General features: G+C 56.2%; 24 protein-coding genes. 10 read left to right on the forward strand and 14 right to left on the reverse strand.

Annotated features, from left to right (window positions below; translation table 11 throughout):
• Position 1: 1 nt before the first annotated feature.
• From KIN_RS09285 to KIN_RS09320, 8 genes are all read right to left on the reverse strand, one after another.
• Positions 2–466 carry a (2Fe-2S)-binding protein gene (locus tag KIN_RS09285; protein WP_207710122.1) on the reverse strand — a complete coding sequence of 155 codons (465 nt, stop codon included), beginning with the start codon at positions 464–466 and terminating at the stop codon, positions 2–4.
• Positions 467–812: 346 nt separating this feature from the next.
• The gene (locus KIN_RS09290; protein ID WP_159806276.1) at positions 813–1,157 is read right to left on the reverse strand and encodes a DUF8776 family protein; all 345 of its coding nucleotides are present in this window, start codon (positions 1,155–1,157) and stop codon (positions 813–815) included.
• A 20-nt stretch (positions 1,158–1,177) separates the two neighbouring features.
• Positions 1,178–1,564 (reverse strand): response regulator, encoded by a 387-nt coding sequence (locus tag KIN_RS09295; protein ID WP_159806278.1) that lies wholly within the window; start codon positions 1,562–1,564, stop codon positions 1,178–1,180.
• 13 nt (positions 1,565–1,577) lie between these two features.
• A complete protein-coding gene (locus tag KIN_RS09300; protein WP_159806280.1) occupies positions 1,578–2,462 on the reverse strand; it encodes a CheR family methyltransferase in 885 nt (294 codons plus the stop codon).
• Entirely contained in the window at positions 2,459–2,929 is a 471-nt protein-coding gene (locus KIN_RS09305) for a chemotaxis protein CheW (RefSeq protein ID WP_159806282.1), read from the reverse strand. The genes KIN_RS09300 and KIN_RS09305 overlap by 4 nt, the downstream gene beginning before the upstream one ends.
• Complete coding sequence (locus tag KIN_RS09310; protein WP_159806284.1) at positions 2,913–5,000, reverse strand: chemotaxis protein CheA; 2,088 nt, start codon at positions 4,998–5,000, stop codon at positions 2,913–2,915. Before KIN_RS09310 ends, KIN_RS09305 begins: the two co-directional genes overlap by 17 nt.
• Before the next feature lie 4 nt (positions 5,001–5,004).
• Positions 5,005–5,373, reverse strand: coding sequence for a response regulator (locus KIN_RS09315; protein ID WP_159806286.1), 369 nt, complete (start codon positions 5,371–5,373; stop codon positions 5,005–5,007).
• Positions 5,370–5,660, reverse strand: coding sequence for an STAS domain-containing protein (locus KIN_RS09320; protein WP_159806288.1), 291 nt, complete (start codon positions 5,658–5,660; stop codon positions 5,370–5,372). The genes KIN_RS09315 and KIN_RS09320 overlap by 4 nt, the downstream gene beginning before the upstream one ends.
• Before the next feature lie 267 nt (positions 5,661–5,927).
• Here KIN_RS09320 and KIN_RS09325 point away from each other — a divergent pair, with 267 nt between their 5' ends.
• The 7 genes from KIN_RS09325 (at position 5,928) to KIN_RS09355 (ending at position 12,295) form a co-directional block, all read left to right on the forward strand.
• Positions 5,928–6,728, forward strand: a complete 801-nt coding sequence (locus KIN_RS09325; RefSeq protein ID WP_159806290.1) for a S49 family peptidase — start codon at positions 5,928–5,930, stop codon at positions 6,726–6,728.
• Positions 6,729–6,897: 169 nt separating this feature from the next.
• Complete coding sequence (locus tag KIN_RS09330) at positions 6,898–7,848, forward strand: calcium/sodium antiporter (protein ID WP_159806292.1); 951 nt, start codon at positions 6,898–6,900, stop codon at positions 7,846–7,848.
• Positions 7,845–8,633, forward strand: a complete 789-nt coding sequence (locus KIN_RS09335) for an SDR family oxidoreductase (protein ID WP_159806294.1) — start codon at positions 7,845–7,847, stop codon at positions 8,631–8,633. The genes KIN_RS09330 and KIN_RS09335 overlap by 4 nt, the downstream gene beginning before the upstream one ends.
• 305 nt (positions 8,634–8,938) lie before the next feature.
• Complete coding sequence (uvrC, locus tag KIN_RS09340; RefSeq protein ID WP_159806296.1) at positions 8,939–10,825, forward strand: excinuclease ABC subunit UvrC; 1,887 nt, start codon at positions 8,939–8,941, stop codon at positions 10,823–10,825.
• 98 nt (positions 10,826–10,923) lie between these two features.
• Positions 10,924–11,592, forward strand: coding sequence for a CDP-diacylglycerol--glycerol-3-phosphate 3-phosphatidyltransferase (gene pgsA / locus KIN_RS09345; protein ID WP_159806298.1), 669 nt, complete (start codon positions 10,924–10,926; stop codon positions 11,590–11,592).
• Positions 11,593–11,594: 2 nt separating this feature from the next.
• Entirely contained in the window at positions 11,595–11,840 is a 246-nt protein-coding gene (gene moaD / locus KIN_RS09350) for a molybdopterin converting factor subunit 1 (RefSeq protein ID WP_159807943.1), read from the forward strand.
• Between the two features lie 5 nt (positions 11,841–11,845).
• Positions 11,846–12,295: a molybdenum cofactor biosynthesis protein MoaE gene (locus tag KIN_RS09355; protein WP_159806300.1), complete on the forward strand. Its 450-nt coding sequence runs from the start codon at positions 11,846–11,848 to the stop codon at positions 12,293–12,295.
• Between the two features lies 1 nt (position 12,296).
• Here the strand turns inward: KIN_RS09355 and KIN_RS09360 are convergent, their stop codons facing one another.
• From KIN_RS09360 to ubiA, 3 genes are all read right to left on the reverse strand, one after another.
• A complete protein-coding gene (locus KIN_RS09360) occupies positions 12,297–12,626 on the reverse strand; it encodes a hypothetical protein (protein ID WP_159806302.1) in 330 nt (109 codons plus the stop codon).
• Positions 12,613–14,583 (reverse strand): OmpA family protein, encoded by a 1,971-nt coding sequence (locus KIN_RS09365; RefSeq protein WP_159806304.1) that lies wholly within the window; start codon positions 14,581–14,583, stop codon positions 12,613–12,615. The genes KIN_RS09360 and KIN_RS09365 overlap by 14 nt, the downstream gene beginning before the upstream one ends.
• Before the next feature lie 87 nt (positions 14,584–14,670).
• Positions 14,671–15,645 (reverse strand): 4-hydroxybenzoate octaprenyltransferase, encoded by a 975-nt coding sequence (gene ubiA / locus KIN_RS09370; protein WP_159806306.1) that lies wholly within the window; start codon positions 15,643–15,645, stop codon positions 14,671–14,673.
• Between the two features lie 12 nt (positions 15,646–15,657).
• Between ubiA and KIN_RS09375 the strand changes: the two genes are divergently transcribed.
• The 3 genes from KIN_RS09375 to KIN_RS09385 all read left to right on the forward strand — a co-directional run bounded on the left by KIN_RS09375 (position 15,658) and on the right by KIN_RS09385 (position 18,355).
• Positions 15,658–16,386, forward strand: a complete 729-nt coding sequence (locus tag KIN_RS09375) for a 16S rRNA (uracil(1498)-N(3))-methyltransferase (protein WP_159806308.1) — start codon at positions 15,658–15,660, stop codon at positions 16,384–16,386.
• Positions 16,383–16,910, forward strand: a complete 528-nt coding sequence (locus KIN_RS09380; protein WP_159806310.1) for a hypothetical protein — start codon at positions 16,383–16,385, stop codon at positions 16,908–16,910. The genes KIN_RS09375 and KIN_RS09380 overlap by 4 nt, the downstream gene beginning before the upstream one ends.
• A 74-nt stretch (positions 16,911–16,984) precedes the next feature.
• Positions 16,985–18,355, forward strand: coding sequence for a glutamate--cysteine ligase (locus tag KIN_RS09385; protein WP_159806312.1), 1,371 nt, complete (start codon positions 16,985–16,987; stop codon positions 18,353–18,355).
• On the opposite strand, the gene plsY is transcribed toward KIN_RS09385, so the two are convergent.
• The 3 genes from plsY to KIN_RS09400 are packed head-to-tail and all read right to left on the reverse strand — an operon-like array spanning position 18,352 to position 21,174.
• A complete protein-coding gene (gene plsY / locus KIN_RS09390) occupies positions 18,352–18,966 on the reverse strand; it encodes a glycerol-3-phosphate 1-O-acyltransferase PlsY (RefSeq protein ID WP_159806314.1) in 615 nt (204 codons plus the stop codon). The genes KIN_RS09385 and plsY overlap by 4 nt on opposite strands.
• Positions 18,959–20,224 (reverse strand): dihydroorotase, encoded by a 1,266-nt coding sequence (gene pyrC, locus KIN_RS09395; RefSeq protein ID WP_174239110.1) that lies wholly within the window; start codon positions 20,222–20,224, stop codon positions 18,959–18,961. The genes plsY and pyrC overlap by 8 nt, the downstream gene beginning before the upstream one ends.
• Positions 20,224–21,174: an aspartate carbamoyltransferase catalytic subunit gene (locus KIN_RS09400; RefSeq protein ID WP_159806316.1), complete on the reverse strand. Its 951-nt coding sequence runs from the start codon at positions 21,172–21,174 to the stop codon at positions 20,224–20,226. Before KIN_RS09400 ends, pyrC begins: the two co-directional genes overlap by 1 nt.
• Between the last annotated feature and the right edge of the window lie 144 nt (positions 21,175–21,318).

Here is a 21,318-nt window from a genome sequence, read left to right on the forward strand (position 1 = left end):
TCTAGCCCCCCTGACGCGCTTTGGCTGCGGTGTGAATCGCGTTCCGGACTCGATCGTATGTTCCGCATCTGCAGATATTCGTCATCGCGGCATTGATATCTTCGTCCGTTGGGTTTGGTATTTCCTGTAGCAGAGCTTCGGCGGCCATTATCATGCCCGACTGGCAGTACCCGCACTGTGGGACTTGATGCTCGAGCCACGCGGTTTGAAGCGGGTTTGATGTGCCGTCGATGTCAAGGTCTTCAATGGTCCGCACATTTCGCTCCGCCACGGCCTCGACCGGAAGAACACATGTGCGCATTGCAATCCCGTCCACGTGTACGGTGCAGGCACCACATGCCGCAATTCCGCATCCAAATTTGGTACCCGTCAGCTGAAAGTCTTCTCGAATGACCCAAAGCAGTGGTTTTTCCGGGTCAACATCGGCGGTTACGGCATCCCCATTTAACGTGAAGCTGATTGACACGCAGTTGCTCCCAATACGATTTCCGAATGGAGCTTAATATACGAAAATCGTAATGTACACAAAACATATTAATTTGAAGCTTTAAGTTTTCGTGTTGGAGATAAATGCCTTTGATCAGGCTTTCTCGATGGCATTCTTTGAGTGTTGGAGCGGCTCGCAATTGCGTGGCGATCCACACCATACATCTGTGATTTCCGAAAAGACCTGAGCGAATTCCGTAACTATGGCGATCTTGCGAAGTTTCTGGCCAGATTGCATCGGATCAAGGACGCGTTGCTAAAGAGCGCTGAGATGGGCTTAGACTACGATGCACCACACTTGAGACAGGATCCCTTGTCGGGTCGGATCAGAACATCTCTATGTCGCGCATCTTTCTTTTCCTAGGTCTAGAAACCGGTTCATCCGCACCAGACAGACGCCTTCTCAAAGCGCCGAGTTTAACATGCTCTAGGCTCCTATGAATACGATCATCCGTGAATTCAGGCGCCGCGCCGGACAATCCATTTAGAAGGTTCCGGAGGTCAAGCAAGGTCTGGTCAGCCACATCGAATTCTTGCAGCGTTTCAATCGACATATCAAAATCGTTTGGATCGGCAGTGTGCAATAAGTCGGATACGCAGGCTTCTAGGCGCCCTAAACGCTCTGACACACTTATGAGTTCCTCGGCCGCATTCTTGAGCAATTTGCCCATCTCATATCTTGCTTCCGGCATCAGAACTTACCAACTACTTTTTCGATACAGAGCTTCATATCTTTCGCTGAGAACGGCTTTTTGATAAAGTTGTTCAAGCCAAGGCTCTGCCCTTTTTTCAGGATATCCTGCGTCGGTGTGCCGGTTACAAGGATAAAACCGATGCGCTGGGTCGCCTGGTTTTGCCGCAACGCCTGAAGCAGGCCGAGGCCGTCCATACCAGGCATGTTCATGTCCGACAAAACCAGATGGACGGGTTTGGCAGACAGAGTGGCCAAAGCTGCCCGACCATCGTTTTCGGTCTGAATATTCCACAAGCCGATGTCGTTGAGCGACTGGGTGATCAAACCGCGACTTGTCGACATGTCATCGACAACCATCAGCTTGAGCGCTTCTCTAAGGCTCATATCTGATCTCCGCTCACAATTCGTCCTCAACGGCCATGCCATGCGCCAACTTCTGGTATACGGTCACACCAACATTCTTGAACTTGCGTCGAGTTCCGGGCGTCAACCGTTCCGAATGTCCCATCAGAAGCGTTCCACCGTCCACCATTTGCTGATGAAATCGGTCCCAAAGACGATCTTGGGTCGCCTTGTCAAAGTAGATCGCCACGTTCCGGCAGAAAATGACGTCAAATTTGCCGGACATGGGCCATACGTCGACCAAGTTGAGTTTTGCAAAGGAGATCAGCGCTCTGGGGACGGGTCCTACGGAGTAGCCGCTCTCGGTCTTTGTCAAATAGTTTCGTCTCTGTTCAGCTGAGATAGCTTCACATTCTGTTTCCGGGTATTCGCCGATTTCTGCGACGTCCAAAATAGTTGAATCGATATCCGTGCCCAAGACCTTGATATCGAGGCTTTGCACGTCGGAACAATGGTCAAGAAGGCAAAAGGCGATTGAGTACGGCTCCTGCCCGGCTGAACACCCCGCAGACCAAATCCGGACTCGCTCACCCCGGCGCGCCTTTGCGATAAGCGGTGGCAGAAGCTCAGTGGTGAGATAGTCGAAATGATGACGTTCGCGGAAGAAGTGGGTCACGTTTGTCGTAAGCGCTCCTAGAAGAAGCTTGCATTCCTCTTCACCCCTTTCGCTTTCCACGTAGTCGCAATATGCGGAAAAACTGTTCAAGTTTAGTGCGCGCAAGCGTTTCGTTAGGCGTGAGTAGACAAGATTCTTCTTTGTGGGCTGCAGTGCCAAACCGTAATTTGAATGCGCCAATCTGGAGATCCGAAGAAAATCAGCATCCGTGTAGAGAAAGCCTTTTGGTGCTGCGTCTTGTTTTACTGTGTGAGCCGTTCTCATTCGGCCACCAATTTGCTGCTTGGCGACAGAATTGCCTCAAGATCTATTAATCGGGTTATGTCGTCATCGACGCTTGCAAAGCCTTGAATGTAACTAATGACTTCCTCGTCCCCAATGTTCGGCCGCGGCTGGATGGCGTCGGGATCTAGGCTCAGGATCTCCGAGACGGAATCAACGAGCATGCCGATCATTTGATCCCCAATCGCTGCGATGATTATAACATTACGCTCGTCTGGGGTGAGTTTCCCGAAGCCAAGACGTGCAGATAGGTCGAACACGGGAATAACGGAACCGCGCAAGTTAATGACGCCCAAAACATAGTCAGGGGCATGAGGCAGGACGGTCGCAGGCGACCACCGGCGAATTTCCCGAATTTGGGAAATTTCTAGACAGAACGACTGGTCGCCGACAAAGAAGGAGACAAATTCGGACCCTATTACATCAGGTTGTTCAAGCGCTTGCTGCATGGAGGGCCTCGCCTTTGGGGGTGGTCATATGCGGGGAGTGGACCCCGGGCTTTGCGGACATCGTCAACGTATCCGGATCTAGGATCAGAGCGATTTTGCCGTCACCCAGAATTGTCGCTGCCGAAATTCCTGGGATCGCGCCGTAGTTGCCGTCGAGACCTTTGATCACGACTTGCCGCTGGTCTGAAAGGTCATCTACTGCCAAAGCAAACTGGCCAAGACCCTCGGCTTCTACGAGAAGTAAGACCTGATCTTTGTAATCGATCGGCTGGGCTCGCAGGCCAAGTTGGGTGGCTACATCGAAGATTGGCACGTTCAGCCCGCGAATGCGCAGCATCCAGTTTTTTGTGCCTATGGCATCAAGGTCCCGCACGGTTGGTCTAATCGTCTCGAGCACCGAAGAGATTGGAATGACCATCGTCTGGTCGGCCACCTGAACGATCATGCCGTCCAGAACAGCCAGTGTGAGGGGAAGCACGATGGAGAATGTTGATCCCTTGCCCGGCGCCGAGGTGATGGACATGCGGCCACCCAGAGACGTGATCGCGTTCTTGACAACGTCCATACCGACACCGCGTCCGGACAAATCGGAGACTTCGACAGCTGTTGAAAACCCGGGCAGGAACAAGAGGTTGTCAATTTCGGAGTTCGAAAGCTCCGCGTCCTGCGGGACAAGCCCCTTAGACATCGCTGTTTCAAGAATTTTTGCCCGGTTAAGGCCCGCACCGTCATCGGAAATACTGATAATGACATGGCCTGATCTGTGGGTCGCGGTGAGACGAATGTTTCCGGTTGCGTCTTTCCCAGCCGCGACACGTTTTTCCGAAGGTTCGATCCCGTGATCGACTGCGTTCCGGATCATGTGCGTGAGTGGATCAGCAATGCGCTCAATGACCGTTTTATCGATCTCCGTCCCTTCTCCGTCCGTAAGGAGCCGAACCTTTTTGTTCGATGCCATCATGGTTTCCCGAACGACCCGGGACATCCGCTGAAAGAGCGGCTTGATCGGCTGTGCGCGGATCGACATCACCCCTTCCTGGATTTCTCGAGCGAGGTTTTGATAGGCCTCCAACTCGCTGGGAAGGCCGCTGCTTGAGGAAATTTCGGCCTCATCGATAAGCTGGCTGATCCGTGCTTGATTGATGATCAACTCCCCAACGACATTGACCAAGCGGTCTACGCGGTCCAGATCCACACGCAGAGTTTTCTTGGCAGGGGCAGCAGCGCGAGGTTTTGTCTCTTGAACGGGGAGAGTATCGGTATCATCGGTCTCGAGATCCGCGTCAGCGTCCGTCGGAATGTCAAAGACCGCAGATTCTTTAGTCAATTCAGCTATGTCGAGATCACAAAGATCCTCGACAAATTCAAAGACTTCGCGGATCTGATCCTCGTCGGCCGTTGTTTCGAGTGCCAGATGCCAAGAGAGATAGAGGTTTTGCCAGTCCAGCTTCCTCAAGTCAGGCACGGAGGCTGTTTCGACCCGTACCGACACTGTTCCAAGGTCAGCCAGAGCGTCCAACAAAAGCTCAGGTTCATGGCCATTCTTTAGAAGGTCCGCCGTGGGTGTAAATTCAATCTCGAAGGTCGTTCTTCCCGGTTCTTCCGTCACAATCGGCTCGTCGAGCGAGAATGTGATCGCCTCAAAACCGAAATCATCGGACTGGTCATCTATCCCGGCTTTAACGGTGTCGCCCAAGTATGTTTCGAGCGACGCAAGAATTGAAGTTGTCCCACTATCGGCTCTGTTCGTTCCTGAGCGCCCGTCTTCAACGAGGTTATTCAGGTGATCGGACGAATGCTGCAATACTGCAAGAAGACCGCTGTCGAGCACTATTTTGCCTTCTCGCAAAAGATCGAGAACTGTCTCAAACGCATGGGCAAATGCAACGATGGCGTCCATGCTAAACGCGCCGGCGCCACCTTTGATGGAATGAACGGCTCTGAAGATCGCATGAACGGTGTCGTCCGTTGCCGTGCCGTCTTCGAGTTCAGATAACCCGTCGGTCAAAGCTTCCAGAAGCTCGTCACATTCTTCAAAGAATGTATCGCGGATGGTGTTGGGCGCGCTCATCTGATCAGGCCCCAGCGACCCGCTTCAAAACCGTAATCAGGGACTCATCTTCAAATGGCTTTACGATCCAGCCGGTCGCGCCGGCCTCCCGCGCCCGTTTTTTCAGGGTCACCGCGCTTTCCGTTGTCAAAACCAGAATTGGAACGTTTTGATTTTCGGTTCCAGTCCGAATGCCGTCGATTACACCAAACCCGTCAAGGTTGGGCATGTTGATGTCGGTTATCACAACGTCAGGTTTCACTTCATTGTATCGGGCGATGCCATCCACACCATCCACTGCGTCGAAGAACTCGAAACCGGCGGCTTCTATGGACATGCGCAGAAGATCGCGAATTGTACGAGAATCGTCGATGGCAAGAACCTTGGTTTTCATTCTGTTTCGCTTTCTTCGAAGGCATTTTCCGAAAAGCCCATGGACCTTAAGCTTTTTTGAAATTGGTCGGACGGTTCCGTCAGAGTCAGCGTCTGGCCGGTTTGTTGAAACTCTTTCGCGATGACGAAAAGCAGCTGCGCATTCAGTGCGCCCAGCCGTCTGACATCCTTTGCGTTCACGTCGAGCGTGGCATTTTGCGGAAGGTTTATGGCAAGCTTGTAGAGCTGTTCTGATACGTCCCGATTGGGGCGTTCTGGCAACTTGAAGCTCTGAACATCGGCTGACATCGCGACCCTATAATAAGCCAATACATACGCTTGTGCGGATCAAAGCATCTGGAGATGACTGTCTGCACAGAGCTTGGTTAGAACAGGACTATTAACAATTGGTTGGGATCTGCAGATGGCATTTGGAAATGCTACCGACGACCACGAAGGCAACGGAATCGACTTCGCGTGCCAACGGCCATGGCCCAGGCAGAGGCTGTCGACCGGGAAATTTATAATGGCGGCGTGCACTTGTGAAGGTAACACTTGCGATCTACATGCCCACCCATGAAACGCTATATCCCCTTCGTGAAAACGCCGCCCCGGGTCTCTGTTGTTCGCATGAGTGGTGTGATCGCCGCTGGCGGGCGCGGGGCCAGTCTGAACGACGCGGCATTGGCGCCGCTGCTTGATAAGGCGTTTCGGCGCGGAAAGCCGTCGGCTGTGGCTTTGTTGCTCAACTCACCCGGGGGATCGCCAGTGCAATCCTCGTTGATTGGGGCCCGCATCCGCCGCTTGGCAGAAGAACATGAAATGCCGGTCTTTGCTTTTGTCGAAGATGTTGCTGCGTCCGGTGGTTATTGGCTTGCTGCCGCTGCAGATGAGATATTCTTGGACGAAAGCTCCATCGTCGGATCGATCGGTGTGATTTCCGCCTCATTCGGTTTCAACGAATTTATGCAGCGGCAGGGGATTGAGCGGCGGGTTTATACGGCAGGCAAGGACAAATCGATGCTTGATCCGTTTCGGCCCGAGCGTGCTGAGGATGTTGAGCGGCTTAAGACATTGCAGGCCCAGATCCATGATACGTTCATCGCCCATGTCAAAAAACGCCGTGCTGATAAGCTCAGCGACGACGACGATCTGTTCACTGGTGAAATCTGGGTCGGGCAGCGGGCCATTGACGTCGGACTGGCCGATCAGATCGGACATCTGGTGCCTGCCATGAAGGATCGCTTCGGTGATGATGTGGCCTTCACAGTCTACGGTCAGAGGCGGCCGTTACTTCAAAGGTTCGGTGCGCGGATAGTTTCGGATGCGTTCGATCAATTGGATGACAAGGCCCAATGGGCGCGCTACGGATTGTAGCATGATCCTTAAAATCGTGAGCCTCTTTCTGATCGGGATGTTGGTGCTTGGCATGTTTGGTAAGCTGCGCCTCCCCGGATTGGCAAAACGGTCTACACAGAAATGTGCTTCCTGCGGTCGCCCCCGGATCGGACGCGGCCCCTGTCCCTGCAAAAATCACGGATAACATATGCAAGAGTTTCTGCTGTCGGGTCTTGGCCTGATCATTCTTCTGCTTGCAGGGGATGCTTTGGTGCGGGGCGCTGTCAATCTTTCGCTCCGTTTGGGTGTTCCCGCATTGATCGTCAGCCTGACCATCGTCGCCTTCGGAACATCTGCGCCTGAACTTTTGATTTCGATAAAGGCAGTAATCGATGGAGTGCCGGGGCTTGCGCTCGGAAATGTGGTTGGCTCGAACACTGCGAATATTCTTCTTGTTCTGGGGATCCCGGCTTTACTGGCGGGCCTGCCCACTGGAGAGACCAACACCAAGAAGTCCTACGTCCAGATGGTTGGCGCGACGGGTCTTTTCATCGCTGTGTGTTTCCTTGGGCCTATCACATGGGTGCACGCGCTTGTGCTTCTTTTGGGTGTGGCGCTCATCCTCGGCGACCAGTTTCGGGACACTCTGGCACATAAGCAATCGCTCGCACAGGAAGCGGATGTCGAGGGCGCCGATCCGCACATGGCGGGTTGGAAGATCGCGGCCTTTCTAGTTGGGGGGCTGGTCGGCTTGCCCTTGGGTGCGAGTATTCTGGTCGAGAACGCCACGATCATCGCGCAGCGTTATGGTGTTTCGGAAACGGTGGTTGGGCTCACCCTAGTTGCCGTCGGAACGTCTTTGCCAGAACTTGCGACGACGGTCATCGCGGCCTTGCGTAAGGAGGCAGAGGTTGCCTTGGGCAACGTCATTGGCTCGAACATCTTCAATCTTCTCCTGATCATAGGCGTCTCCGGTTTTTTCGGGGTTCTGCCGATCCCGCCCGCGTTTTTGGTATTTGACCTCTGGGTCATGCTGGGTGCATCGCTGATCCTGATCCCGGTGGTCTTCCTGAATAAGGACCTGGGACGACGGTGGGGTATCTTCCTGACCGGGCTCTACGTTCTCTACATTATTTCACTGCTGGGGATGGAGCTATGAGTGTTGCGCGAAAGGCTGGCCTTGTAACTGGGGCAGGTGGCCGTCTCGGGCGGGCGATGGCAGTTGAACTGGCAGAGATGGGGTTCGACGTCGCCATTCACTATGCAAGCTCGGACAAAGGCGCACTGGAAACGGCACGCCTTGTGGAGGCCGTAGGGCGCAAGGCGGCGGTCCTGAAGGCCGATCTGCTTGATGCGGATCAGACCGATGGCCTCGTGGAACGCGCAAAGTCAGAACTGGGCCAATTGACGGTTCTGATCAACAATGCCTCAATCTTCGAACACGATACGATTGAAACGGCGACGCGGGACAGTTGGGCGCGCCACATCGGGTCGAACCTGCACGCCCCGTTTGTACTGACCCAAGCGTTTGCGGCACAGGCACCCGCTACCGCCAGGGATGCTGAGGGCGAGCAGTCAGCATCGGCCTGCGTCATTAACATGGTGGACCAGCGGGTGCGTAAACTGACGCCCGAGTTCATGACCTATACCATCGCAAAGATGGGGCTTTGGGCTTTTACGCAAACGGCAGCACAGGCGCTTGCTCCGGCGATCCGGGTAAACGGCATCGGACCGGGACCGACGCTTCAAGGCGGTCGGCAAAGCGCGGAGCACTTTCAAGAGCAACGCGAAGCCACAATTCTGGGCCGCGGATCAACGCCAAAGGGCATTGTACGGGCAATGAGATACCTGATCGAAACGGATGAGGTGACCGGCCAGCTTCTGTGCGTAGACGGTGGTCAGCACCTCGGATGGCAGACGCCGGATGTCCTTGGCGTAGAGTAGCATTTTGTCGCAAATACCAATGGATACCCTTGACTTGTCCACGCAATGAGTGAGCGTCACGATTCTGTTACCGAAGTTTTAACGTTTTCAGTAGGTTGTGAAGCGACAATTAAAAAATTCTTTGTTTTCAGAGGGTTGAAAAAATGCTCAAAAATTAAGCATTTGTTAAAGTGTTCGGAAATGAAACGAAAATTTGCCTCTACCCAGAGTTTCCCCCCAAGTTTATCCACAACAAAAGTGGACAGGTTTTCTCTTGTCACTGCCTTTGGTCCATTGCAGCAATATGACGGAATCATGACAGCCTGATGCCTGACCCAACGGAACAGCAAAATCCAAGTGAACCGCCAACCATTGGCGGCCATGCCTGCGTGCAATCCTACCTGAATACGATCGACAACAGCCCGGGTGTGTACCGAATGTTGGACAGCCAGCAGCGGGTTCTTTACGTGGGCAAAGCGCGCGCTCTGAAGAAGCGGGTGTCGAGCTACGCCAAGCCGTCCGGTCACAGTCCGCGCATCGCCCGCATGATTTCCGAAACGGCGTCGATGATGTTCCTGACGACGAAAACGGAAACCGAGGCTCTGTTGCTGGAACAGAACCTGATCAAGCAACTGAAGCCCAAATTCAATGTGCTGCTCAGGGACGACAAGAGCTTTCCGAACATTCTCGTTGCTAAGAACCATGACTTTCCGCAGATCAAAAAACATCGTGGCGCAAAGCGCGAAAAGGGAGATTACTACGGCCCCTTCGCAAGTGCGGGCGCGGTGAACCGTACCCTGAACCAGTTGCAGAAGGTTTTCCTGCTGCGCAACTGCACAGACGCCACCTTCGAGACGCGCTCTCGACCCTGCCTTCTGTACCAAATCAAGCGATGTGCGGCCCCGTGCGTCGACTACATCTCAAAAGAAGATTACGCAGGTCTTGTAAAAGACGCGGAGCGTTTTCTATCGGGCAAATCCACCAATGTGCAGGAGGTTCTGGCCGAGCAGATGCAAACCGCGTCCGAGAATATGGAGTTTGAACGCGCCGCAGCGTTGCGGGACCGTATCCGTGCGCTGACCCAAGTTCAGACCGCGCAGGGGATCAATCCCAAAGGCGTGGCGGAGGCGGACATCATCGCGCTGCATCTCGATCACGGTCAAGCCTGCGTGCAGGTGTTCTTCATCCGCGCCAATCAGAATTGGGGCAATCGGGACTTTTACCCCAAGACAGGCTCAGGTGCCGCTGAGGCAGAGATTCTCGAAGCGTTTCTGGGTCAGTTCTACGATGACAAGGAACCGCCGCGTCAGATCATTCTGTCCCACGATATCGAAGATAAGGACCTGATGGTCGAAGCGTTGTCGGCCAAAGCTGGTCGCAAGGTTGAGTTACTGATCCCGCAGCGGGGCGAAAAACAGGAACTGATCGCAAGTGCGCTCAGAAATGCGCGGGAAAGTCTGGCACGTAAGATGTCAGAAACCGCGACGCAGACGAAACTGCTCAAGGGTATAGCAGAGGCGTTCGACCTGAACGCGCCCCCTCGCCGGATCGAAGTTTATGACAACTCTCACATTCAGGGCACAAACGCTGTTGGCGGTATGATTGTCGCCGGGGCAGAGGGTTTTCTGCGCAACCAGTATCGAAAGTTCAACATCCGGGGGGATGATCTGACCCCCGGTGATGACTTCGGTATGATGAAGGAGGTTCTGACACGACGCTTCAAACGACTGCTGAAGGAAGACCCAGACCGCGAAACAGAGATGTGGCCAGACCTGCTGTTAATCGACGGCGGTGCCGGCCAAGTCTCAGCCGTGCGGGAGATTATGGGCGAACTTGGCGTCGATGATATTGCGATGGTCGGGGTGGCCAAGGGCGTGGACCGTGATGCAGGCAAGGAAGAGTTTCACCGCACCGGGAAGCAGCCATTTGCCCTTCGGCATAATGACCCCATCCTCTACTTCGTCCAGCGACTGCGGGACGAGGCACACCGATTTGCCATCGGCACCCACCGCGCGAAACGAGCGAAATCTCAATTGAAGAACCCGCTGGACGACATTGCGGGCGTCGGCGCAACCCGCAAGCGTGCGCTGCTTCAGCATTTCGGGTCAGCCAAAGCTGTTGCGCGAGCAAACCTTGCAGATCTCAAAGCCGTCGAAGGCATTTCCGAAGCGATGGCCAACATAATATACGACCACTTTCACGATCAAGCGTGAGGCCTCTACTGTGCCCTTGCGCCTTCAGGGTGATAGGGAAAGCACGAATGCGCCGACATGCGCTTCCCCATAGTTTTCGAACCAGCTAGGGTCGCCCCATGACATGGAATTTGCCCAATATTCTCACCGTTCTGCGGTTGTTCGCGGCCCCGGGCGTGGCGGTGATGTTTCTTTACTTCGCAAGACCACTGGCCGATTGGCTTGCCTTCACCCTGTTTGTGATCGCCGCCGCGACCGATTGGGTCGATGGCTATCTGGCCCGCGCGTGGAAGCAGGAAAGCAAATTCGGCGCGATGCTGGATCCCATTGCAGACAAAGCCATGGTAATCATTGCACTGCTGGTCATCACCGGGTTCTCGGGCATGAACCCTTGGGTGCTTCTGCCGTCCACTGTGATCATGTTCCGGGAAGTCTTTGTCTCGGGCCTGCGTGAGTTTCTTGGATCAGCTGCAGGCACGCTGCAGGTAACGAAGCTGGCGAAATGGAAGACGACCGCCCAGATGGTCGCGATTGCCGTACTCTTTGCGCAAGGGGTCTTTGAACACTATCTTGGTATGCAGAGCTGGGGCATGGATCAGGCGATGTTCGAAAGCATCATGGCCGGGTTCGAAGAAGATGTTCTGGGTCTGAAGTGGAAATACTGGGGCGCCTATCTCAGTTGGATTGTCGGTGTTTCATTGCTCTGGATCGCCGCCGTTCTGACCCTGATGACCGGCTGGGACTATCTGGCGAAGGCGATGCCTTACTTGAAAGACGAGGTGCGGTGATGGTGAATGTGCTTTATTTCGCATGGGTGCGCGAACGGATCGGGCTTCCGAAAGAACAGGTGGAAACGACAGCTGCAACTGTCGCCGATCTTGTTTCTGAATTGAAAGAACGCGAGGAGCGCTATGCGTTGGCATTTTCTGATCTAACTGCCCTGCGTGTTGCAGTGGACCAAGAATTGACTGATTTTGATGCCCCCCTCAGCGGCGTGCGGGAGGTCGCGTTCTTCCCGCCGATGACCGGCGGATAAAAAAGATGCAGATCGTCGTTCAGGAGCAGCCCTTCGATGTGGGCGACAGGCTTAATCAGTTTTCGGCGAGCCGGACTGATATGGGTGCTGTTGTGAGCTTCACGGGGATCGTGCGGCAAGTGGATGGCAAATTGTCTGACATGATGATCGAGCACTATCCCGGAATGACCGAAAAGGCCCTGACCTCCATCGCGGAGGATGCCGTGAGCCGGTGGTCCCTGGGCGATGTCTTGGTCGTTCACCGCTACGGACTACTTGCCCCAGGCGAGGTGATCATGATGGTTGCGACAATGTCGCGACACCGGGCCGATGCGTTTGCGGCCGCAGATTTTCTAATGGATTATCTGAAGTCTCGCGCGCCGTTTTGGAAGAAAGAGCGGACGGCGGATGGCAACGCTTGGGTCGCTGCGAAAGACGAAGACGAAGACGCGTTGAACAGGTGGCAGACGCCCTAGATCACCCGGCTTGGGATACACGCTCTATGTAGCCGCGCAATTCTTCGGCTTCGTGCCGCGCGGCCCTGAGACCGTCCATCGCCGCGCCCAACTCCGCCTCGGTCTGCGATAGTTGGTTCGTCAGTTCCGCTTCACGCTGCTGTAGATAGGTGATCGCCTGATCTCGGGTCTCTTCTGCGTCGTGCAGCGCTTTGGCCATTTCATCAAGCTCCGCGATATCCGCGGTTGAGACACGGCTGAACCGCTGGATCAGCCAAGACGTCAAGAAGCCGATGGTGAACGCCACGAACAGTATGACAGCGGTGGCGATGATGAACTCAGTTCTGTTCACTTGTATCCTCTGTCGGTTCGGTCGGCTCAGCGGTCTCGTCGCTGGCGTCAGTGGTCTCAGATGCGTCTTCTTCGGCTGTGGCTTCGGCATCATTAGGTGCCGGGGCCTCCCCGTCTTCGGGCGCGTCATCCTCGGTGGCGGCAAGGCGGGCATCTGTCAACAGCCGAACCTCAATTCGACGATTAATTTCGCGACCTTCTTCTGTCTTGTTGTCCGCAATAGGGACCGTTTCGCCATAGCCGCGCGCCGTCAGGTTTCGCGTGGACACTCGGCGCTCCAGCAGCGCGGCAAGCACAGAGTTCGCCCGTTCCTGACTGAGCTCAAGGTTCATGATCTCACGACCCTGACTGTCGGTGTGACCGCCAATTTCCATCTGGACGCGCCCGCATTGCTGGGCGATTTCGGCGATCTTATCAATTGTCTGCGCCGCACTTTCGGTGATCTCCGCGGATGCGGGTTCAAAGGCTATCTTGCTCAACGATAGAATTCGGTTGATCCGCTCGACACATTCCTCGGGGGTGGGAATGTTCAGTGTTTCATCAAGTAACTCGTCATATCTGACGTTGACCTCGAAATTTTCGGACTCCCCCAGCTTGTCCGCCAGTATGCGAGAGATGTCGTCGGTGGACGTCTTTGATCCGCTGACCCCACGAATCTCCACATAATCCGGCTGCACAACCGCGCTGCCATTGTTCAGGGTCCCAAGAGACTCGAGCGCGGCCAGAACACGAACCGCCCAGTTCTGCGGCAGGTCGGGATCTTCACGCGTTGCGAGATAGACCGCATCCGTTCCGAATTCTGCGCGAGCATAGGCACCCACGATCTGTTCGATGCTGTCATCGGTCAGGCGCCCCCTTAGCTGGACCAACCCCTCAGGGCTGCGCGTCGCCACGAACTCGATCGCACTTTCATCGTCACCAGTACCGTCCACGATGACCTTCTCAGGTAGCACTGCATGAAGGGAGAAGACGTCAGGCAGGTTGGCATCCAGTTCGCCAGCAACCCGGTCGAACACGGATTGGTTTGTGCTGTCAGTGGCCACTAAGGTCACATCAGCGTCCGAGAAGGTGAGGGATCCGCCGCCCATGTCTTTCAGACTGGCAAGCGCAGTTTCTACGGCCTCCGCCCACCGCGGCGACGGAACACCAAGCCCGATCCGGCAATCCGCATCGGCTGGCACACCGGCCGCCGCCGCTGCCTCTAGTATGCGAGCGCGGGATCGCTGGTTGGGAGCCGAGCAAGCATCAAATCTGGCGCCCTCTTCCGCAAGCGTAACCCGCAGTGTGAAGGGCGTGATCACCGGGCGCGGGGCCGAGATATCCAGCGCTACGTCGATCAAATCCGGCGCCTGTCTGTTCAGGTCACGCTCAATCTTGCGTTTGGCCTCGGCGCTATCGCTGATCGCCGTGATTTCCACCCGCTCCGACGTTACCGAGATTTTCGATTTCGGCAGGTCACGCAGTGCGTTCAATGCGTAGTCCAATGCCGTGGTCCATCCTTCTGGCACGGGATAGTCCGCCGTCTCTAGCATGTCAGTAACGTCGCCATCGCCGGACAGGCGCTCAAGCTCTGTGGCGATTTCCCCGCGATCCACGGAGGAGGGGATCAGACCGATCAGCGAGATGCCGTCCCCATTGCGCAGGATCTCGACAGAAAAACTTGGGGGCTGGATCTGCGCGCGGGCCTTGATGTCCATCAAATCGATGATCCGGTCCGGATCAATCGCACGGCCCACCTGGGACACGACCCGAAAGCGCGTTGCCTCATCCGGCGCCTCACCGCTCAGGCGAACCTGTAGACCATCGGTCGTGACATCCGTCCAATCATAGCCTGATAGAAGAAGTGATGACTTCACAGCATCTTCAGACCGTTCCTCGATCCACGTTGCGCTCACGCTCGCGCCCATTACAGACAGGCCAGCGGCGCCCACAAAGGCGAGTATTGTCTTGAGCTTCATGATCTCCCCTCAGCCTGCCGCAACGCGATTCATGCACGCCCCGCACGCCATGCGCTAATTTTTAAAGACCTACGCGCCATCAATCAATCAAAGGAGTGCCGCTATGGCAAGAAACAGCACAGCAATCAGGCCTGCATCTCGGTTCGACCGGAAGATTTTCATGCAAACCTGCCAGTCGTTCGTATCCAGATGCGCCAATTGCCACGACATGTGCCAGCCAAACCCCCAGACGCCCACCAGTGCGACCGTCAATGTCAGAACATTCGCGTCGGGCACCAGCGCCAGAATGATCGCGGTGGCAAAAAGCAAAACCGACATCACCAAAAACCCCCGCAGCCAAGCGCGTGAGTTTTCGCCGAAGAGCCGAGCCGTCGATTTGATGCCGATCAGGGCGTCGTCCTCTGTGTCCTGATGTGCATAGATTGTATCGTAGAATAGCGTCCACGCGATACCAGCCAGATAGAGCACGACCGCAGGCCAGTCCAAACTTCCCGTGTGTGCCGTCCACGCCAGAAGCGCGCCCCAATTGAAAGCCAGCCCCAGAAAGACCTGAGGCCACCATGTAAAACGCTTGGCGAAGGGATAAATCGCGACTGGCAGCAACGCGGCGATGCCCAACAAGATCGCGGCCCAATTGAAGGTCAGTAGGATACAAAGCGCCACAAGGCTCTGCGCTACCATCCAAATCACCGCCTGCCGGACGGTGACTTGCCCCGCCGGGATGGGACGGGACTGTGTGCGGGCGACCTGTGCATCGAAATCTCTGTCGGTGATGTCATTCCATGTGCACCCTGCGCCCCGCATCAGGAACGCGCCGATAGCACAGCCTGCCATGATCCAAAGATCAAACAGCTGCGGACTACCCATCGTCGCAGCCAACAGAACGCCCCACCAACACGGCAACAACAGCAGCCACGTGCCGATGGGTCGATCCGCACGACTGAGCCGCAGATAGGGGCGCATTGGTGCAGGTGCGAAACGGTCCACCCAATTGTCGTCAACGGCGTCGATGACCTGCCCTTCGGCCACTGGACGCTCTGGCGTTCCTTGGAGGTCGGTCATAAGGTTTGCCCTATGGTGGGACGTGCGAAAATCAGGCTGTTTGTAGACGATGCTCTGGCTGTCGGCAATTCCGTTCCAGTGGGGCGCGACCATTCGAACTATCTGTTCAATGTTATGCGTTTGAAGGCAGGTGACCGGGTTTCCTTATTCAACGGAAAAGACGGCGAGTGGCAGGCCGAAATTACGGCGGCAGGCAAGCGGCAGGGTGCCTTGCGGTGTCTGTCCCAGTCCGCGCCGCTGCGTATGCCACCGGATCTGTGGCTGCTGTTCGCGCCCATCAAGAAAGCCCGCACGGATTTTATCGTTGAGAAGGCAGCCGAGATGGGTGTAGCGCGGATTGTTCCAGTGCAGACCGCCTTCACCAATTCAGAGCGGATCCGGCAGGATCGACTTCAGGCCCATGCCATAGAGGCGGCAGAGCAATGCGGTGGCACGTTCGTGCCTGAAGTGTCCGAGCTGTTGAAACTCTCTGACCTCCTGACTGACTGGGATCTAGATCGGCGGTTGATGTTTTGTGACGAAACCCGTGCGGGGGGCGTCAGCACCTTGGATCCGAACGCCACGGGTCCATGGGCCATCCTAATCGGTCCGGAAGGTGGGTTTTCCGACGATGAGCGCGACAGACTACACGCTATGGACTACACAACGGTCGTGAGTCTTGGGCCGCGTATCCTGCGCGCGGACACTGCGGCGGTCGCCGCGCTTACCCTTTGGCAATCGACTCTTGGAGACTGGCGATGAGTTTCGTACGGCCAGAAATACAATCTGCCTTCGTCAAGTACTCCGAGGTTCTTGCGGGTCTCGTTATTGCCGCCGTCGGCGTTTGGACGCTTCTGCGGTCAGGCTGGCTGGTGCAAGCTCTTGGCGGGGCCATCATTCTGATCGGACTGGCGATTTCCTACACGGCGTGGCGCAGGTTGAACTTTCCGACCCATGCGGACGGGCCGGGTCTGGTCGAAGTCGATGAGCGCGAGGTCAATTATCTATCCGCCTATGAGGGCGGCACGGTCTCCATAGACCGCCTGGCCCGGGTCAGCGCGGTTGCCGCGCAAAACAGTCATCACGGCGCAGACATGGTCTGGGTTCTCGAAGAGGATGGCGGTCAACAATTGGTGATCCCATCCTCTGCGACCGGTGTTGACCAACTTTTTGATGCTTTTGCCGCGCTCGATGGGGTGGATTACGACAAGGCAAATCAGGCACTCGCTGCGGCCGACAACTCCACGTTTGTGATCTGGAGTAAAACGCGCGAACAGTTGAACTGATATTTCCGCACATTGACTTCGATCTCAATTGCCGACACGCAGGACGTTCAGATCTTTTTGTTCGGAGCTTCCCCATGTCCATTCCTCAGTCCGGCGGCGGCCCGATCACGGACCATTCCCAATTGGCCCAATACCTTGCGGATGGATGCAAGCCCAAGGATCAATGGCGCATCGGAACCGAGCACGAAAAATTTGGCTACTGCAAAGACACGCTAAAGCCGCTGCCATATCACGGTGAGCGGTCCGTCAAAGCAGTTCTGGAAGGCTTGCGGGATCAGTTCTCATGGGACCCCGTCGAGGAAGGTGGCAACATCATCGGCCTGACCAAGGGCAAGGCGAATGTAAGTCTTGAGCCGGGTGGCGCGCTGGAACTTTCAGGCGCGCCTCTCGAGACCATCCACGAGACCTGCGACGAGGTGAATATCCATCTGGCCGAGGTGAAAGCAGTGGCAGACAAGATCGGCGTCGGCTTTATCGGGCTGGGTGCGGCGCCTGAATGGACCCATGAGCAAATGGATCTGATGCCCAAGGGTCGCTACAAGCTGATGAACGATTACATGAACCGCGTTGGCACCCATGGCACCCAAATGATGCGACGGACGTGTACCGTTCAGGTCAATCTCGATTTCAGTTCCGAAGCCGACATGATCCAGAAAATGCGGGTGGCAGTTGCGCTTCAACCTGTTGCGACTGCACTTTTTGCGAATTCACCTTTCTTCGAAGGCAAGCCCAACGGCCACAAGAGCTGGCGCAGCCGTATCTGGCGTGACCTCGATGCGGACAGGACCGGAATGGTCCCGTTCATCTTCGAGGATGGTTTCGGGTTTGAGGCGTGGGTGCAATATGCGCTCGATGTGCCCATGTATTTTGTCTACCGCGACGGCGAATACGTGAATGCGCTGGGTATGTCCTTCCGCGATTTCCTGAAGGGCGAGCTGCCTGCACTGCCCGGCGAAAAGCCCACACTCAGTGACTGGGCAGACCATCTGACCACGCTCTTCCCCGAAGCCCGTATGAAGCAGTACATCGAAATGCGCGGCGCTGACGGTGGGCCATGGCGTCGTTTGTGCGCGCTTCCTGCATTTTGGGTTGGATTGTCCTACGATCAGTCCGCGCTCGACGCAGCGTGGGATCTTGCGAAGGGCTGGGATGCCGAAACCCGGCAGGCGCTACGCGTTGCAGCCTCGGTTGACGGTCTGCAGGCCGAGGTGAATGGGATCAGCATGCATGATCTCGCGCGTGAGGTCGTCGCAATTGCAGATGCTGGCCTCAAGGCCCGGGCGCGTCCGGGGGCGGGCGGTCTGGTCCCCGACGAGACGCATTTTCTCAACGCGGTAAAAGAGACGGTCGAGACCGGTAAGACTCCGGCCGATGAGCTATTGGATCACTACCATGGTGACTGGGACGGCGATTTGAAACGGATCTACGCGGAATACAGCTATTAAGCTTTATCTTTCTTGCTGATGGAGGGCTCGGTTCCTTCCAAAAGTCGATGGATATTCGCTACGTGTCGCATCCAAACCAATAGCCCCAAGGCCAGCGCCAGGGCGATCATATCAGGCTCGCCAAGAGTCCAGAGCCATGCGGGGACCATAACCGCTGTGAAAAGCGCCGCCACAGATGAGATTTTGAAGAGATACGCGATCAGAAGCCAAGTCAGGCAGGCCGCAATGCCAGCAGGCCAGAACAGCGCCATAAGCGTTCCGAGGTAAGTCGCCACACCCTTGCCGCCCCTGAATTTCAACCAGATCGGAAAGATATGACCGAGGAAAGCTGCCAACCCTGCAAGCTGCGCCGCATCTTCGCCCACTAACGCCCGCGCTAGAAGCACTGCGACGCCGCCTTTTCCCGCGTCGAGCAGCAGAGTCGCCGCCGCTGCGGGTTTCGAACCTGTACGCAGAACATTCGTTGCGCCGATGTTGCCGGAGCCGATTTGTCGGAGATCACCAAGACCAAACATGCGGGTGATGACCAGCCCAAAAGGGACAGAACCCAGCAAGTAGGACAAAGCCGCGACAATCAGAAGAACGGTAGGCGCGCTGGTGATCTCAGGCACGATACACCTCTTCTCCGCCAACAAAGGTTTGCAAAACGCGGCCCTGCATGCGCTGACCGTCGAAGGGTGTGTTCTTGGACTTTGATTTCAATGCGAAGCGATCCAGCACGAACGGCGCGTGGGGATCAAAGAGCACCAGATCAGCGGGCGCCCCCAAATCAAGACGACCCCCCTCAAGGCCCAGAAGCCTTGCCGGGTTGAGCGACATCGCCTGCCAAAGTGTAGGCAGATCTATGTTGCCTGCATGAAACAGACGCATAGCTGCCGGTAGAAGTGTCTCAAGTGCGACCGCGCCAGAGGCCGCTTCTTCGAATGGCAGGCGCTTGCTTTCCTCATCCTGGGGCGTGTGCATGGACGAGATGATGTCGATCACCCCTTCCGATACGGCCTCAACCATGGCCATCCGGTCGTCTTCGCTCCGCAGCGGGGGTTTGACCTTGAAGAAGGAGCGGTAGTCGCCGACATCGAGCTCGTTCAAAGTCAGGTGATGGATGGACGTTCCGGCTGTCACCGATAATCCGGCAGCCTTGGCCCGCTTCAATGCAGGCAATGCCGCGGCGGTCGAGATCTGATCTGCGTGGTAGCGAACGCCCGACATCTCAACCAGCGCGAGGTCGCGTTCAAGCCCCATGCGTTCGGCCATCGGGCTGACCGCCGGTAACCCGCGGAGCGAAGCAAACTTCCCGCTTGTCACCGCCGCGCCCGCAGACAAACCCTGATCCTGCGGGTGGGCAATGACCACGGCGTCCAACGATTTCGCATAAGCCATCGCGCGCCCCAGAACCTTGGTGTCCTGCACCACGCTGTCGCCATCCGAGAAAGCCACGGCGCCCGCGTCGAGCATGAAGCCCATCTCGACCATTTCGCGTCCGGCTCGCCCCTTAGTGAGACTTCCGATGGGTGCGATCCGAACCGGCGACATCTCAGCGCCGCGTTGCAACGCGAACAGCAGAGTTTCCGGCGTGTCGATTGCAGGCAGCGTGTCGGGCCGTGTGACCATCGTGGTCACCCCGCCAGCCGCTGCGGCCAGACCGGCGGTCCGAAAACTTTCCTTGTGACGCTCGCCCGGTTCGCAGACCTTCACGCCGATATCAATCAGCCCCGGCGCCAGACATTTCCCGCCGCAATCAACGCGCGTGACACCCGAAATATCATCAGGGCGCTCGGCGATCCGGCCATCTCCGACAAAGAGCGCACCCAAGGTCATGCTTCCCCGGACCGGATCGATCAGCTCGGCATTTTCGAACAAAACGGCCATCAGACAAGAACCTCGCGTGGTCTGGCGCGGCGAGCCTTCACCAAAAGCTCCATCGCGGCCATTCGCACTGCGACACCCATTTCGACCTGTTCCTGAATGACGCTTCGGTTGATGTCATCGGCGAGTGTTCCGTCAATCTCGACGCCACGGTTCATTGGGCCCGGATGCATCACGATTGCATCTGGCTTGGCATAGCTCAGCTTTTCCGCGTCGAGGCCATAGCGGTGGTAGTATTCGCGCTCCGACGGAATGAAGCCACCATCCATGCGTTCCCGTTGAAGGCGCAGCATCATCACCACATCGACGTCTTTCAAGCCCTCACGCATGTCATTGAACACCTCAACGCCAAACTCATCGATTCCTGAGGGCAGCAGCGTGGGTGGTCCGATGACCCGGATTCGGTTCTCCATCTTTCCAAGTAGCAAAATGTTGGAGCGCGCGACCCGCGAATGCGCGATGTCGCCGCAAATCGCGATGCTCAGGCGATGTAATCGCCCTTTTGCACGCCGAATGGTCAGAGCATCAAGCAGGGCTTGGGTCGGATGTTCGTGACGCCCGTCGCCGGCATTCAGAACCGCGCAATTGACCTTTTGCGCCAGTAGATCGGCGGCCCCGGAATGGGGATGCCGCACGACCAGAAGATCCGGATGCATCGCATTGAGCGTCAACGCGGTGTCAATCAGCGTCTCGCCCTTTTTTACGGATGAGGCTTGCATCGACATGCTCATCACATCCGCCCCCAGGCGCTTCCCTGCCAGTTCGAAAGAGGCTTGCGTCCGCGTGGAGTTTTCAAAGAACATGTTGATCTGGGTCATCCCGGCCAGAACCTCGGAATGTTTCACGTCCCGGCGATTGAGGTCGACATATTGATCGGCGAGATCAAGGAGGCTCACGATCTCGTCCTGGCCCAAATGCTCGATCCCAAGCAAGTGTTCTGAACGAAATGCCATCGAAGCCCTCCTTAAGTTGGACCGCTTATAGCAGAGCACTTGGCCGCGGCAATCCGGTGTCGCCATCGGCTTCTGACAGGATATAGAACATGCGATACAGAGCCGCTGATCATGATACCGCATTGTGCTGTCGGACTGACAAAC

The sequence above is a fragment of the Litoreibacter roseus genome (assembly GCF_009811795.1).
In the GTDB taxonomy this organism is placed as follows: Bacteria; Pseudomonadota; Alphaproteobacteria; order Rhodobacterales; family Rhodobacteraceae; genus Litoreibacter; species Litoreibacter roseus.